We start from the raw sequence: 14,729 nt of genomic DNA, 5'->3' as shown, positions 1-14,729 counted from the left end.
CTATGTTCAATTTAGATAATAACTAAAAGAAGTGTTTTCAATTATAGATATAAATAATTTACTGTTAAAACTAGTAACCATTAATCTTGATTCCAGTTTATTTTTTAACACTAATTTTATTTAGTTCTAGGAAGTACTTCAATTAAGACGGGTTAAAACATAGTCACGAGTACGAGAATCGCAAGGGTTGGAAAAAATTTTTTTGGTGATACCAAATTCAACCATTTGACCAATCCGATTTTCATTGCTTTGAAAAAAAGCAGTAAAATCAGATATACGAGTTACTTGTTGTAAATTGTGGCTAATAAAAACCATTGTTAAGTCAGAACGCAAACGCAAACTCTGAATTAAACTTTCAACTTTCATGCTAGCAACGGGATCAAGACCAAAACAAGGCTCGTCCATTAGCAGAATTTTTGGTTTGACTGCTAAACTACGAGCAATACAGAGTCGTTGCTGTTGACCTCCAGAAAGTTCTAAAGCCGATTTATACAGTTTATTTTTTACTTCATCCCAGAGGTCAGCATCTTTGATAGCAGATTCTACAATGCCATCTAATTCTGTTTTGGGTCGCCATCCCACTAATTTCACCCCATAGGCAACATTGTCGTAAACGCTCATCGGAAAAAGATTTGGCTTGGGGAGTACCATACTAACTTGGCGACGTAATCGATTTAAATTAATTCGGCGTTCATAAATATTTTGATTAAAAAATTCTACCCGTCCTTCTACTTTTACATCTCCTTCTAAATCAATCATGCGATTTAGACATTTAAGAAAAGTAGTTTTTCCACAACCACTAGGGCCAATAATAGCAGTGACTTTACTTTGATAAATATCTATTGATATCCCTTCAAGTATTTTTTGGGTATTGTAATAAAAGTTGAGATTTTTAACTTTAATAGCGGTAATTAGTTTATTCATGCTGAAAAAACGTATGCAATAAATATTTACTAAACAAAATAGTAAAAATCATTATTTTTTATGAAGCCAATATGGATTTGTGATGGCTCTCAAGAGCGAAGTCTAGAATTGACTGAGTAGATAAATATTTTTATCAATATAAATACTAATTTGGGTATGTTATTGTCAAATGCAAGTGTTTATCTCAAATTAAAAAAATGTCTTACATTAATTTCATCAGTTTAAAATCAAGCAAGTAACAACACACTAGCTTTTTGCAATTAACTAATGAGTTAAGATTGCAATAATATATTCGTTAATTTAAGTTGTAATTCAATTATCTCATTCCTTTGGACTGATGTCAGGAGAATAGTTACTTTATCACCTTCATTACAAGAGAAAAGAGAGTTTTGTCAGTGGTTAGTGGTCAGTTGTCAGTGGTGAAGCGAAAAGAGAGTAGCGAAAAGTCAAGCCAGTAAGGTCTTCTCCCTTTATTTGGTCTACCATATACATACATACATCTCCATGCTGGGTGCAAAACGTGGTTGATACTCTTAAACCACCCCCTGCCTCAGAAAACTTTTCTTTGAAGATGTTTTTTTGAGACTACCCACAAGAGAATAGGATATTAAACCAGATAAAACACAACCGACAACTGACAACTGACAACTGACAATTAACAGTCAAACTTAACCGAAACGCCCTGAAACATAGTCATGAGTACGGGGATCTAATGGGTTGTTAAAGATTTGTTCTGTGATCCCAAATTCAACCATTTGACCGATACGACTTTCATCGGTGCTGAAGAAAGCTGTGAAATCAGAGATACGAGCAGCTTGCTGCATATTGTGAGTAACGATCGCGATCGTCAATTCTGAGCGTAAACTATGAATTAGTTCTTCAATTTTCATTGTGGCAATTGGATCAAGAGCAGAACAAGGCTCATCCATGAGTAAAATTTTTGGTTTAATAGCTAAAGCACGGGCAATGCAAAGACGCTGTTGTTGACCGCCAGAAAGCCCCAAAGCGGATTGATGTAGTTTATCTTTAACCTCATCCCAAAGAGCAGCATCTTTAAGAGCAGATTCAACTATTTCATCTAATTCTATAGGCGATCGCCTACCTGCTATTCTCATCCCATAAGCAACATTTTCGTAAATACTCATGGGAAAGGGGTTTGGCTTTTGGAATACCATGCCAATTTGACGACGTAAGCGGTTCAAGTTTATGCGGGGGTCATAAATATTTTGACCAAAAAGTTCTACACGTCCTTCTACTTTGACAGCACCTTCTAATTCACTAATACGATTGAGGGTTTTGATAAAGGTAGATTTACCGCAACCACTGGGACCAATAATTGCAGTTACTTGGTTTTGGTAGATATCTATTGATATCCCTTCAATTGCTTTGGAAGTTCTATAGTAAAAACTCAGATTTTTAACTTGGATCGCAGGGATTAATTTATTCATAAATGAAAAAATATGCAAATAAATAATTCGACGGACTTGATATTATTTTATTTATGTTAGGCGGGTCAATTGTCAGTGGTTAGTGGTTAGTTGTTTTTGATTTTTCTGTTACTTGTAATTAAACGAGAGAAGACACTAACACACAGTACTAAACCAAGTAAGATTATAGAAGTAGTCCAAACTAATTGATTTTTTTCCGGGTTGGGATCGTTGTAGAGATTAAAAATTAATACTGGTAAAGAAGCTGTAGGACTCAACAATCCGGCTGACCAATCTAAACTAAATAAAGCAGTAAATAGTAGAGGTGCTGTTTCGCCAGTTGCACGGGCTACGGCTAATAAAATGCCTGTGGTAATTCCAGGTAAAGCAGATGTAACCACGATGCGAAAAGTTGTTTGAAAACGAGTACCTCCTAAAGCGGCGGAAGCGAGGCGTTGGTCTGTGGGAATTAGTTTTAAGGCTTCTTCTGTGGTGAGAACGATTACAGGTAACATAATTGCAGCTAAAGCAAAACCACCTGCGATCGCACTAAAACTTTTAGTTACTAAAACAATAACACCATAAGCGAATATACCGACCACAATGGAAGGTACACCAGCTAGGATAGTGGTAATAAAGCGCACAGAATGAGCTGTAAAGTTGGATTGACCAAATTCTGCTAAGAAGATACCCGTTAATATACCTACAGGAATACTTAATAGTGAAGCAATAGCTACAACTGTGATTGTTCCTAGAATGGCATTACCAAATCCGTAGTCAATCACTGATTTGACAAACATTTCTGGTTTAAAACCCGATATTCCCCGTTTGAAAATTTCCCATAAAATAGATAATAAAGGAATTAATGCTAAGCCTGTAAAACCAAAGGCGATCGCATTCATTCCATAAGTAAATAGTTTTCTATTTGTTGGTAAGGGGCTATATAATTCTGCTGTTAAAGATTCATCAATTTCAGACTTTTGATAATTACTCATATTAATTTTAAATCTTGATATTATCTATTCTTCTTACTAACCCACTGTACTAATAACCCAGCCCCCATATTTACCATTAAAGTTAAAGCAAATAAAATTAACCCTAAATAACTTAAAGCACCAATATGTAATCCTGGTTCAGCTTCAGCAAATTCATTAGCTAATACAGCAGGAATTGTATAAGCCGGATCGAGTAAAGATGCACTAATTTGAGCAGAGTTGCCAATCACCATAGTTACAGCCATTGTTTCACCTAAAGCTCGTCCTAAAGCTAACATTGCTGCACTGACAATTCCTGAAAAGCCAGCTGGTAAAAGTACTCGAAAAATTGTTTCCCAACGAGTACTACCCAAAGCCATAGATGCGGTACGTAGTTCTTTAGGTGTGGCTATGAACACATCACGGGTAATTGCTGCCATTGTTGGCAAAATCATAATGGCGAGAATGATTCCCGCCGTTAACATATTTGTGCCTACGGGATCTTGGGAATTTAACAGTGGTATCCATTTGAAGTTGCTGGCTAACCATTTTTGCAAAGGTTCCAAAACTGGAATAAAAATAAAAATACTCCACAAACCAATAATTACACTGGGAATTGCGGCAATCAATTCCACAATAAATCCTAAGGTGGTTTGCACGGATTGTGGTAAGAAATTTTCACTAGTTACTAATGCAACTGCAATTCCAATTGGTACAGCAAATAAAATTGCGATCGCACTACTTACCAAAGTTCCATAAATATAGGGTAATGCACCAAAAACTTGATTACCTGTATCCCAATCATTACCCCATAAAAATCCTATGCCAAATTGAATAATTGCTGGTTTAGCTTCATCAAAAATTACCCAACTCATGGAAAATAACACTAAAACGGTAATTGTGGCAAAAACATAAACTAGCCATGTAAATCCTTGGTTAAACCAAAAATTCATTCCGTCCTTAGCTATTAATTCAATATGCTCATCACTATAATTTGGCTGAAGTGAGGAATTAAAATTATCTGATTCCGATGAATTTGCCATGAATAATTAATAAGTTAGGCTATTTTTATGTTTTTTAGGGTGAGCCGATTGATACCCACCCTGTTGTTCAGACTTACAATTAGACTTTATTTAACGGTGCTATTTACTGTTTGAAGTACCCGATTTGAAACATCAGCAGGAATTTTGGTGTAGTTGAGGTCATCATTGTATTGTTGACCATCTTTCAATACCCAATTGATCCATTTTTTGACAGCATTAGCTTTAGCAGCATTATCATACTGCTTATTAATCATCATCCAGGTAAGACCAACGATAGGATAACCTTGTCCTGGATCTCCAACAAAAACGCGGTAGTTGTTAGGAAAAGTTACAGATGATAAAGCTGCATTGGCAGATTGCAAAGAAGGAGCAATAAATTCTCCTTTTTTATTTTGTAGCAGTGCTGATTTCAATTTGTTTTGGTTAGCATAAGCATATTCTACATAACCAATTGAACCAGGAGTCCGAGCTACTAAAGCCGCTACGCCTGGATTACCTTTACCTTTTAAGACATTTGGTAGAGTCCATTTAGGAGAAGTATTTGCTCCGATTCGACCTTTAAAATAAGGACTAACAGAACTTAAATGATTGGTAAAAATGAAAGTTGTACCACTACCATCGGCACGAACCACAGATTTAATTGGTTGATTTGGTAAGTTCACGCCTGGATTATCAGCTTTGATTTTGGCATCGTTCCAGTTGGTAATTTGACCAGAAAAAATTGCTGGCAATGTAGTACGAGATAATTTGAGCCCGTTAACGTTTGGCAGGTTATAAACAACAGAAACAGCCCCGCCTGCGGTAGGTACTAATATGACACCATTTTTGACTTTAGCAATTTCTTCATCTTTCATCGCAGCATCACTACCGCCAAAATCAACAGTTCCAGCAGTGATTTGACGAATACCACCACTACTACCAATTCCTTGATAGTTAATTTTCAATTCTGGATGCTTCTTTTTAACTTCACGAGCGTAGCGTTCGTAAAGGGGAGCAGGAAAAGTTGCTCCTGCACCATTGAGAGTTTCAGCTTGAGCGATCGCTGTAAAAATAGGACTAAGGGCAACAGCAGATGTCACGACTGAAGCAGTAAATACTCGGTGCAAAACAGTAGTGGAAAAATTCATATTACTCCGTTTTTAAGCAATAGTTTCTGCTGCGATCGCAGCTTTAAAGTAAGCTATGTTATTTATTAGTTACTAAGCTTAATGTTGGGTAAAAAATAAATTAAACTATGTTTAAAAGTTACAAACTCAACAAGTATCATTCAATGATTAGATGACCAAAGTGTTATAAAATTTTGGTAAATTTAATTAAACTTTTTATAAAGCTAAATAAGAGAGATATAAATAATAGTTTATAAAAACTTACAAAAATCCCAAATGAGTTGTAAAAATCTCTGATTTCTCTCTCTGCGCTCTTTGCTGCTCTGCGATTAATTTATTTGTACAAATGATTTATGACTGCTATATGCTATTAGTCAATATTCATTTTTATAAACAATTTTTTTGACTTTTGGCTGCCATCTTGCAGTTATAGCTATAATAAAAGCAAAACACAATAATAAATTGTAAAACTCCTAGCCTTACAAAAAAGAGTTATCATTGACGTATTTATTACAGGGTATCCCCAAAAGTATGAGATATTTGACTAAATTACTAAAGATACGTAGTAAAGATGAGCGATAAAAAATTGCTAGAACGGATCAAGTTTGACAAAAATATTTTGGCTGGTAAACCAATAATTCGCGGATTAAGAATATCAGTAGCAATGATTTTAGAATTACTAGCTAAAGGTGCTAGTAATCAAGAGATTCTTGAAGATTATCCGGAATTGGAACCAGAAGATATACAAGCAGCCTTATTTTACGCTTATTATCTTGTTTCTCAAGAAGAGGTTTTAGACAGATTGACTGTACCTTAAACCATACATGAAATTTTTAATAGATGTTAATGCTAGTCACACTTTGGGTAGTGGATTGGGTAGTGGATTACAAGAAATGGGTCATGATGTGGTTTATGTAAGTGATACCGACCCTAAAATGATAGACGAGCATATTTTGGAATGGGCAGTTGCCGAACAAAGAATTATTGTAACCACCGATAATGACTTTGAACAGATGATTTGGCAGCAACGAAAGTGTCATTGTGGAGTTTTACGTTTAGAAAATTTACCTAGTGAAGTAAGAAAGGTGTTATTAATAGATGTTTTGAAATTACATAGTGAAGATTTATTTAATGGCAGAATTGTGATTGCTATGAAAAATAAGTTTCGGATTCGTCATGCTAGATTTGAATAGATTGCCTACTATTTAGCGAGAGTTATTAAATAAAAGTTAATTACGGGTCAATGTTTTCTCTCGTAAATATACAACGTCAAAAGTTTTTATAGTATGTTATGGAACCGTGCATGACAATAATAGAAAAAGCAACGTTTGGTGCTGGATGTTTTTGGTCTGTGGAGGCAGCATTTCGTCAAGTCAAGGGAGTAATATCAACCTCAGTCGGCTATATGGGCGGGCATTTTCCTGATCCATGCTATCTTGATGTATTGTCGAGGATAACGGGTCACGCTGAAGTAGTGCAGATAGAGTATGACCCACAATCTGTGAGTTATAATGACTTACTGGCGGTGTTTTGGGATATCCATGACCCGACAACCCTAAACCGTCAAGGGCCAGACAGAGGGGAACAATACAGGTCTGTGATCTTTTTTCATAATACTCAGCAACAACAAGCAGCACAGCAATCAAAGAACAAGCTGCAAATGTCTGGAAGATTTGAGCCAGACATTGTAACGGAAATTACGCCTGCTAAAGAATATTACTTAGCAACAGCAGAACATCAGCAGTATTTTGAGAAAAAGGCAAAACACCAATCAGATAGATAATTTTGCCTAGAGGATTTCCAAAAAATAAATTATCCAAATAAACGTAGACGCAAAGCGGCTTGCCGTAGGCTACCACAGAGGCGCAGCGAAAAGTTGTCAAGAGGGTTTCCCTCCGTAACAATCAAGACAAAGAAAACAGAGAGAGGACAAATACAGAGGATTTTTGCGTAAGTTTTGGGATATTTTTTGATTTTGAAGTCTATAATAACTATCTAAGTAAGTCAGTGAAATAAAATCAAACTATGTGAATAGAAGTAAATAAGGCTCAAACTCTTTCTCCCCCTGCTCCCTGCCCCCTGCCCCCTGTTTTATCCCAACGATAATTATTGACATCGACCTACTTAAGCCGCCATAAAGTCTACATAATATTAAGAAAGCGCTTCATACTTCTTAAATAATTAGATTTATTAGAACAATGGCGAGAGATTTACGGGGCTTCATGAAAATTCTGGAACAAAGAGGACAATTACAGCGAATTTCTGCTTTAGTTGACCCGGAATTAGAAATTGCTGAGATTTCCAACCGGATGCTGCAAAAAGGTGGGCCGGGTTTGTTATTTGAAAACGTCAAAGGTGCTGATTTTCCGGTGGCGGTAAATTTGATGGGAACGGTGGAAAGGATTTGCTGGGCGATGAATATGCAACACCCAGAGGAATTAGAAACTTTGGGGAAGAAGCTAAGTATGCTGCAACAACCAAAACCTCCAAAAAAGATTTCTCAGGCGATAGATTTTGGCAAAGTACTGTTTGATGTGGTGAAAGCCAAGCCAGGACGGGACTTTTTCCCTGCTTGTCAGCAAGTAGTAATTCAAGGTAATGATGTAGATTTGCACAAATTACCTTTGATTCGTCCTTATGTTGGTGATGCTGGCAAAATAATCACGCTGGGGTTGGTAATTACCAAGGATTGTGAAACAGGTACGCCAAATGTAGGTGTATATCGCTTGCAACTGCAATCTCAAAACACAATGACTGTTCACTGGTTATCTGTAAGGGGAGGGGCGAGGCATTTGCGAAAAGCGGCCGAACGTGGGAAAAAATTAGAAGTAGCGATCGCTCTTGGTGTAGATCCTCTAATTATCATGGCGGCTGCTACGCCGATACCTGTAGATTTATCAGAATGGCTGTTTGCAGGATTATATGGCGGTTCGGGTGTGCAACTAGCAAAATGTAAAACTGTAGATTTGGAAGTTCCCGCTGATTCCGAATTTGTTTTAGAAGGAACGATTACCCCAGGCGAAGTCTTACCTGATGGGCCGTTTGGCGACCACATGGGTTACTACGGTGGTGTCGAAGATTCGCCTTTGATTCGCTTTGAGTGTATGACACACCGCAAAAACCCGATTTATTTAACCACATTTAGCGGTCGTCCACCCAAAGAAGAAGCGATGATGGCGATCGCACTCAATCGGATTTATACTCCTATTCTGCGGCAACAAGTCTCAGAAATCGTCGATTTCTTCCTACCAATGGAAGCTTTAAGTTACAAAGCAGCTATTATTTCCATCGATAAAGCATATCCCGGACAAGCACGACGGGCAGCTTTAGCATTTTGGAGTGCTTTACCACAATTTACTTACACTAAATTTGTCATTGTTGTAGATAAAGACATCAATATTCGTGATCCGCGTCAAGTGGTTTGGGCAATTAGTTCCAAAGTTGACCCTGTACGAGATGTATTTATTTTACCGAATACACCCTTTGATACTTTAGATTTTGCCAGTGAAAAAATTGGCTTGGGCGGACGCATGGGAATTGATGCTACTACTAAAATTACGCCAGAAATAGACCATGAATGGGGCGCGCCTCTAGAATCAGATCCCGATGTTGCAGCGTTGGTAGAGAGGCGATGGGCAGAGTATGGTTTGGCTGATTTGCAGTTAGGAGAAGTTGATCCAAATTTGTTTGGTTACGATGTGAAGTAAAAATAAACCAATACAATTCAAATTAGATTATTTTCCTATCAGTAATCTTGGGTAGAGACCTTATCTGCAAAGGTCTCTACGTTGTTTTAATAGGAAAAAGCTGGCGAACATAAACGGATATATATATCTCGTTTTTCATCGGTAAAATCTCTTCTACCATGCATAATTCTCGTATTATCTATCATTAAAATATCTCCTTTTCTCCAAGCAACTTCCGTAGTTAATCTTTCAGCAATTTCATTGAGTTCTGTCATCACTTCAGCAGGAATCTCTGAATCATCTTCAAACCTTAGAACCTGGGGATTTAGTTGCATAGTTGGCAAAATACTATTGATAAATACTTGATGATTGCCACATCTACTAGAAATCACTGCTGGGCAAATATATTCGATGCAAACTGAATCATCGTCATATCTTTTCAAGTTAGTATAATTGCTTTTACATATTTTTTGAAACTCCTGAAAATCTTCAATCTTATACTTCTTTTGCCATTCTTCTTTAGTCATCTGCACAACAAATTTTAGCTGATTTTTAGCAAATATATTTCTGGTATCAGGACTTAATTGGGCAAAAAATTGTCTACCATCACAGACAGTTGTTTCGCCCTTTTCCAATGCCGGATTAGCACAGTAAAACCATAACATCAAAGGCATATTTTTTTGGTAGTACATTTCTCCGTGTAACTTAATGCCAAATTGATAGTCATTAACACTTAAAAGAGTATTATCTCCATTAATTACTCTTCTATTAAAAGCTCCACCTGCATAATTAATAAAGTCTTTACTAAATAAATTACTAAATTCTCTAAAAATGTTCGTGTCAGTTGTAAACCCCCTAAACAACAAAACACCATAAGTCTTAAAGATACCAATAATTTTTTCTTGATCTATTTCTAAAATGCTTTTATTGTCAGCATTAATGATTTGTTTTCCTAAACTTTCAGAAATTGGCTTTGTACAAATATTCATAGTAATTAATAAATCTTGATTAAAATTTATACTTGCTGTTAACTCGAAGGAGCGACCATATTGACAGCTTGTACTCAATTCTACCACGGGATTTAACTTAACAATCACTGCCCAGGTGCTTCAAGGTAGTAATTGTTAATACATTTATAAAATATAGTTTTAGCAATCTGCTGACAAAGTTAAATAACTTGGCTGATATAGAATCTGAGTTATAAAGGAAACACTTAATCTTGCAATTGATACTAAAAGATAGGAAAGATTATGAGGAAAAATAGTAATTATCCAGTATTAAAACTAGCGATTGGGTTAGGATTAATTGGTACAAGTGTGCTAATCAATACTGGTATAGCCAATCAAATTGTTTTAGCAAAATCAACTAATATCAAAAAGTGCGATATTTTAGCCTACGTCACTGATACAGATGCACAAGGCTTAAATGTGCGGAGTGGTGCAAATACTAGTAACAAAATTTTAGGGCGAATCCCAATTAATGAAACAGTTAAGGTAATTGCTGCGCTTCACAAATGGGCGCAGATTACGAATGCCAGTGATGGGTTTCAAGGAACTGGATGGGTTTTTATACCCAAGCTAGGTATATCAACACGGGGCTATGGTACTAATGGAGTAAATCTTTATGCCAGTGCCAATCAGCAAAGCCGAAAAATAAGGCGAGTTGCCCCCAATGTGAATGTCAAATTATTAAGCTGTCATAAAAACTGGGCGCTAGTAGAATATCAAGGTGTTCAAGGTTGGTTAGCAAGAGAAGATCAGTGTGGTGCTGCCTTGACTACTTGTTCATAATATAGCTGTTGCCAAATAGTTTAGGACATAAGCTGATCATAAAACCCTGATACCAAGAAACTTTCAAGCTTGTTCCCTGTTCCCTGTTATATCTAATTCAGGGGCAAGGCATCGCTTTGTCCCGATAATAATCTGTATTTTACAGTAAAAATATGTCTACCCAACTTCTTGAAGATATACATAACTTTCTTCAGATATCCGATAAAATTGCCACTTCTGGGCAACCAACCGCAGAACAATTTCTCGCAATTAAACAGTTTAGATACAGACTAATTGTGAATCTGGCACTACCAACATCAGACAACGCTTTAGTTGATGAAAAACAAATTGTGGAATCTCAAGGTATGGAGTATGTACATATTCCTGTGCTTTGGGAAAATCCTACTATTGAGGATGTGACAGAATTTTTTAGCGTCATGGAAGCGAATGCCGATAAAAAAATTTTTGTCCACTGTGCTGCTAATAAAAGAGTTTCAGCTTTTGTCTATCTTTATCGTCGCCTGTATACAGCCATTCAGGAGCAAGAGGCTAAACAAGATTTACATAAAATTTGGATTCCTAATAAAATCTGGAATAAATTTATCCAACAGGTGATAGAGATGAATCACGCTAGGCTAGATACTATCAGATTGCCAAACTGCGATCGCTAACTCTAGCAATAGTCAACTCATTTGAGACAATCGGCTGCGAAAACTGATGACTCAGAACTTTCTTAATAATAAAAAATTACTTTTTGATCGCTGGGCGATGAGCTATGATTGGCTCTTTCCGTCAGTGATTTACCTAGCTATCCACAAACGCTTGCTAGAATACGTCGATTTACCAGAACGAGCAAATGTGCTTGACCTCGGCTGTGGGACTGGACGTTTGTTAAATCGTTTAGTAGCTCAATTTCCTGATTTGCGAGGCACAGGATTAGATTTCTCTTCTCAAATGTTGCACGTTGCAAGATTGAGTAATCGTCACCATCCACGTTTAATTTATGTTGAAGGTAAAGCAGAGTCTCTTTTGTTCGGTGAGAGTCAATTTGATGCTGTTTTCAACACCATAAGTTTTTTACACTATTTGGAACCACAACAAGTCCTCAGTGAAGTGGCGCGGGTGCTTGCTCCTGGTGGACGTTTTTACTTGGTTGATATTACTACTAAAAAAGAGACCCAACCACAGCAGTTGCCCATATCTCCGTCAGGAATTAAGCTTTATAGCCCAAAACAACGTGAATTTCTCGCCTCTTCTACGGGACTGTTATGTTTAAACCATCACTATTTGCTGGGGCCTGTCTTGCTGACAATTTTCGCTAAACCTAGCACCGCAAGGCGGAATTAAAAATTAAAAATAAACACAGCATAAACTTTTCTTGGAATGGGTAGTTGATTTCTGCCGAGGATTTTCCTGTTCCCCCTTCGGGGTGACGCTCCTGCGTCGCTAACGCTTCGCTAACGTCAGTCGCTTATGGGGGAAACCCCCAAGACCGCGCTGACTCACCTGTTCCCTCTTCCCTCTTAATGTTGATTTACTCGCTCCAACAACCATAGAGAAGCAACAGTACCTAAAAAGTGAGCAGCAATTCCATTGACATTCGCGACTTCTACGAACACATCCATCGCTCGAATGATTTTGTAAGGGTCAGTAATGGCTACACCTGGGGGTTGAGAGATCGATTTTGCTACTAATACTCCTAGGGTTGAGCCAGCACCTAATAAAGATAGTAACATTCCTACTAAACCTACAATGATTCCTAGTCGTATAGTTGCGATCGTGTCTGCTTTACTAGGATGTAGAGAAGGGTTAGGATTATCTAAACGTTTACCTAAACGAGTGTAACGAAAATTTAAATATACACTGAATAACAATATCAAAACTCCACATACAGCCCAAAATATACCAACCCCCAGCCCTGCATTTGGTTGACTAGAAAATTCACGACCAGTAGAAACAAACAATAAAACTAAGCCGGAAACCACAGCTAGTGTTAATTGCACCCAGAAAGCAATCCAACCTGTAAGGCGAATATTATTAGCAATTCCATGAACTGATGGTGGTACAAGTGGTTTCGCTTCTGACTCAGTTTGCATATTATTTTCCATCTGATTCATATTTCTTTCTACTTAATAAATCATATTTCTGTTGGCTTGTTGTATACCCCCATCCACAGAAAGAACCCTCTGCATCTTAAAGATATAGAATTATCGGCGTTGCTGAATCTATGTATGAACTTGAAAAATTCAAAATAAAAAACTCTTAATCTTTGCGCCTTTGCGCCTTGGCGTGATACCAATTCATATCGCCATAACGTAGACCCGAAGGGGCTTCCCGCAGGGGTAATCCAACGCCTCAAAGCTTTGTAGATGTTGGGTATAACGAAGTGAAACCCAACCGACGCATCTGGTAAATGGCGTAAAAACTTCCCTGTTCCCTGCTATAAATATGACCGACTAAAGTTAGTTATCAAACTCAGGGATGATGAGCTTTTAGCAATTAAATTGACAAAATTCCTCTATAAAGAGTGATATTTAAGCGATAGGTAGCGATAGCTAAAGGATAAGGAACAGCATGATTAAATCTTGGATGGTAATTGGGGGTGTAGCTTTCTTGGTTGCTTTGGCAGCTAACTTGATTACACCAAGCGATCGCAAGTGGTTCAAACGCTTACAAAGACCCAGATGGCTAACTTTTGAAGCTGCAATTCCCGTCATCTGGACTGTAATTTTTATTTGTGGTGCTTGGTCAGCTTATATTGTCTGGGAAAACGACCCCAGAAGCACGAAAACGTGGTTAATCATGGGTTTATATCTGCTTTTAGAAATTGTCACAATTGCTTACACTCCTGTTATGTTTAGGCTTCGTAGTCTGAAAGCAGGAACAATTCTTGGTGGTATAGGTTTCATTATCGGTATTTTGTTGACATTTGTAGTCTTAACTATTTCTGGTTGGGCAGCATTGTTATTAGTTCCTTATTTATTGTGGAGTCCCATTGGTACATATACCACTTGGCAGATGATGAGTCTCAATCCTGAAGAAGTCTGAGATTCCCACTAGCGACTGATTAAACCTAGGCTACTCAATTGTCAGACTTGTAGTACACAACAGTAAGGGTGCAAGTTATGATTACATCTGAAATGATCATTGGGGCTATAACTTTTTTCGTGGCGATCGCTAGTTTCTTCATTACACCCCGCGATGTCAAGTGGTTTGGTCAGTTGAGTCGCCCCCAATGGCTAGTTTTTGAGCCAATTATACCACTGATCTGGACTGTAATCTTTATTTGTGGTGCTGCTTCAGCTAATATTGTCTGGCAAAAAAATCCTGGAAGCATAATTACTTGGCTGCTGATGGGTTTGTATCTGTTGGTAGAAATAATTACCGTTGCATACATACCTCTAATGTTGAGGTTTCGCAGCTTAAAAGCAGGAGAAATTATTGGGCTAACCGGATTAATTACAGCTATTGTTCTTGCTATCTGCGTTTTACCAATTTCTAGACTAGCAGCGATATTACTTATTCCTTATTTGGTTTGGAGTCCTGTGGGAGCATATACTACCGAAGAATTAAGGCAGCTAAATCCTGAAGATGCATAGTAAATCAATCAGATCCCCGACTTCTTGAAGAAGTCGGGGATCTAAATTAACTAAATTCAATTGCTCTATACCTTAAGACTGATATATATATTTCAATTTATTTAGTCAAAATTGTCCGCAGGATAGTTTTATTTTATCTGCGAAAACATCTAATTTAATTAAAGCGTTATTTTTATAGTGATTTAAACACAAAAATACGTT

16 protein-coding genes are annotated in these 14,729 nt (G+C 37.3%); 9 read left to right on the top strand and 7 right to left on the bottom strand.

Going from position 1 to position 14,729, the window contains the following annotated elements; all coding sequences use genetic code 11:
* Positions 1-138: 138 nt before the first annotated feature.
* The 5 genes from QI031_RS09580 to pstS form a co-directional block, all read right to left on the bottom strand.
* A complete protein-coding gene (locus tag QI031_RS09580) occupies positions 139-924 on the bottom strand; it encodes a phosphate ABC transporter ATP-binding protein (protein ID WP_281484948.1) in 786 nt (261 codons plus the stop codon).
* 668 nt (positions 925-1,592) lie between these two features.
* On the bottom strand, positions 1,593-2,372 hold the full coding sequence (gene pstB, locus QI031_RS09575) for a phosphate ABC transporter ATP-binding protein PstB (protein ID WP_281484947.1): 780 nt from the start codon (positions 2,370-2,372) through the stop codon (positions 1,593-1,595).
* An 86-nt stretch (positions 2,373-2,458) separates the two neighbouring features.
* On the bottom strand, positions 2,459-3,346 hold the full coding sequence (gene pstA, locus QI031_RS09570; protein WP_281484946.1) for a phosphate ABC transporter permease PstA: 888 nt from the start codon (positions 3,344-3,346) through the stop codon (positions 2,459-2,461).
* A gap of 20 nt (positions 3,347-3,366) precedes the next feature.
* Positions 3,367-4,368 carry a phosphate ABC transporter permease subunit PstC gene (pstC, locus tag QI031_RS09565; protein WP_281484945.1) on the bottom strand — a complete coding sequence of 334 codons (1,002 nt, stop codon included), beginning with the start codon at positions 4,366-4,368 and terminating at the stop codon, positions 3,367-3,369.
* An 86-nt stretch (positions 4,369-4,454) separates the two neighbouring features.
* Positions 4,455-5,495: a phosphate ABC transporter substrate-binding protein PstS gene (gene pstS, locus QI031_RS09560; protein ID WP_281484944.1), complete on the bottom strand. Its 1,041-nt coding sequence runs from the start codon at positions 5,493-5,495 to the stop codon at positions 4,455-4,457.
* A gap of 550 nt (positions 5,496-6,045) precedes the next feature.
* Between pstS and QI031_RS09555 the strand changes: the two genes are divergently transcribed.
* From QI031_RS09555 to QI031_RS09540, 4 genes are all read left to right on the top strand, one after another.
* Positions 6,046-6,291: a DUF433 domain-containing protein gene (locus QI031_RS09555; protein WP_281484943.1), complete on the top strand. Its 246-nt coding sequence runs from the start codon at positions 6,046-6,048 to the stop codon at positions 6,289-6,291.
* Positions 6,292-6,298: 7 nt separating this feature from the next.
* Positions 6,299-6,667 (top strand): DUF5615 family PIN-like protein, encoded by a 369-nt coding sequence (locus QI031_RS09550; protein WP_281484942.1) that lies wholly within the window; start codon positions 6,299-6,301, stop codon positions 6,665-6,667.
* Positions 6,668-6,777: 110 nt separating this feature from the next.
* Entirely contained in the window at positions 6,778-7,257 is a 480-nt protein-coding gene (gene msrA, locus QI031_RS09545; RefSeq protein WP_281484941.1) for a peptide-methionine (S)-S-oxide reductase MsrA, read from the top strand.
* 415 nt (positions 7,258-7,672) lie between these two features.
* Positions 7,673-9,181: a UbiD family decarboxylase gene (locus tag QI031_RS09540; RefSeq protein WP_281484940.1), complete on the top strand. Its 1,509-nt coding sequence runs from the start codon at positions 7,673-7,675 to the stop codon at positions 9,179-9,181.
* Between the two features lie 86 nt (positions 9,182-9,267).
* On the opposite strand, the gene QI031_RS09535 is transcribed toward QI031_RS09540, so the two are convergent.
* Positions 9,268-10,257: a TauD/TfdA family dioxygenase gene (locus QI031_RS09535; protein WP_281484939.1), complete on the bottom strand. Its 990-nt coding sequence runs from the start codon at positions 10,255-10,257 to the stop codon at positions 9,268-9,270.
* A 153-nt stretch (positions 10,258-10,410) separates the two neighbouring features.
* On the opposite strand from QI031_RS09535, the gene QI031_RS09530 reads away from it, so the two are divergent.
* From QI031_RS09530 to QI031_RS09520, 3 genes are all read left to right on the top strand, one after another.
* Positions 10,411-10,950, top strand: a complete 540-nt coding sequence (locus QI031_RS09530; RefSeq protein WP_281484938.1) for an SH3 domain-containing protein — start codon at positions 10,411-10,413, stop codon at positions 10,948-10,950.
* A 152-nt stretch (positions 10,951-11,102) separates the two neighbouring features.
* Positions 11,103-11,600, top strand: a complete 498-nt coding sequence (locus tag QI031_RS09525; protein ID WP_281484937.1) for a protein tyrosine phosphatase family protein — start codon at positions 11,103-11,105, stop codon at positions 11,598-11,600.
* Positions 11,601-11,646: 46 nt separating this feature from the next.
* Entirely contained in the window at positions 11,647-12,276 is a 630-nt protein-coding gene (locus QI031_RS09520) for a class I SAM-dependent methyltransferase (RefSeq protein WP_281484936.1), read from the top strand.
* Between the two features lie 176 nt (positions 12,277-12,452).
* Here the strand turns inward: QI031_RS09520 and QI031_RS09515 are convergent, their stop codons facing one another.
* Entirely contained in the window at positions 12,453-13,025 is a 573-nt protein-coding gene (locus QI031_RS09515) for a DUF3611 family protein (protein WP_281485975.1), read from the bottom strand.
* Positions 13,026-13,503: 478 nt separating this feature from the next.
* On the opposite strand from QI031_RS09515, the gene QI031_RS09510 reads away from it, so the two are divergent.
* On the top strand, positions 13,504-13,977 hold the full coding sequence (locus QI031_RS09510) for a TspO/MBR family protein (protein WP_281484935.1): 474 nt from the start codon (positions 13,504-13,506) through the stop codon (positions 13,975-13,977).
* Positions 13,978-14,054: 77 nt separating this feature from the next.
* Positions 14,055-14,528: a TspO/MBR family protein gene (locus QI031_RS09505; RefSeq protein ID WP_281484934.1), complete on the top strand. Its 474-nt coding sequence runs from the start codon at positions 14,055-14,057 to the stop codon at positions 14,526-14,528.
* The last annotated feature ends 201 nt before the right edge of the window (positions 14,529-14,729 follow it).

The organism is Halotia branconii CENA392 (genome assembly GCF_029953635.1).
GTDB classification, from domain to species: Bacteria; Cyanobacteriota; Cyanobacteriia; order Cyanobacteriales; family Nostocaceae; genus Halotia; species Halotia branconii.
Note: the sequence above shows the minus strand (reverse complement) of the source record. Positions and strands in the feature narration are given on the sequence as shown.

Coding starts and splice junctions, on each gene's coding strand:
- QI031_RS09580 (WP_281484948.1), bottom strand. CDS start 924: ATGAATAAACTAATTACCGCTATTAAAGTTAAAAATCTCAACTTTTAT.
- QI031_RS09515 (WP_281485975.1), bottom strand. CDS start 13,025: ATGCAAACTGAGTCAGAAGCGAAACCACTTGTACCACCATCAGTTCAT.
- QI031_RS09505 (WP_281484934.1), top strand. CDS start 14,055: ATGATTACATCTGAAATGATCATTGGGGCTATAACTTTTTTCGTGGCG.
- QI031_RS09510 (WP_281484935.1), top strand. CDS start 13,504: ATGATTAAATCTTGGATGGTAATTGGGGGTGTAGCTTTCTTGGTTGCT.
- QI031_RS09520 (WP_281484936.1), top strand. CDS start 11,647: ATGACTCAGAACTTTCTTAATAATAAAAAATTACTTTTTGATCGCTGG.
- msrA (WP_281484941.1), top strand. CDS start 6,778: ATGACAATAATAGAAAAAGCAACGTTTGGTGCTGGATGTTTTTGGTCT.
- QI031_RS09555 (WP_281484943.1), top strand. CDS start 6,046: ATGAGCGATAAAAAATTGCTAGAACGGATCAAGTTTGACAAAAATATT.
- pstA (WP_281484946.1), bottom strand. CDS start 3,346: ATGAGTAATTATCAAAAGTCTGAAATTGATGAATCTTTAACAGCAGAA.
- QI031_RS09550 (WP_281484942.1), top strand. CDS start 6,299: ATGAAATTTTTAATAGATGTTAATGCTAGTCACACTTTGGGTAGTGGA.
- QI031_RS09540 (WP_281484940.1), top strand. CDS start 7,673: ATGGCGAGAGATTTACGGGGCTTCATGAAAATTCTGGAACAAAGAGGA.
- QI031_RS09525 (WP_281484937.1), top strand. CDS start 11,103: ATGTCTACCCAACTTCTTGAAGATATACATAACTTTCTTCAGATATCC.
- pstC (WP_281484945.1), bottom strand. CDS start 4,368: ATGGCAAATTCATCGGAATCAGATAATTTTAATTCCTCACTTCAGCCA.
- QI031_RS09530 (WP_281484938.1), top strand. CDS start 10,411: ATGAGGAAAAATAGTAATTATCCAGTATTAAAACTAGCGATTGGGTTA.
- pstS (WP_281484944.1), bottom strand. CDS start 5,495: ATGAATTTTTCCACTACTGTTTTGCACCGAGTATTTACTGCTTCAGTC.
- pstB (WP_281484947.1), bottom strand. CDS start 2,372: ATGAATAAATTAATCCCTGCGATCCAAGTTAAAAATCTGAGTTTTTAC.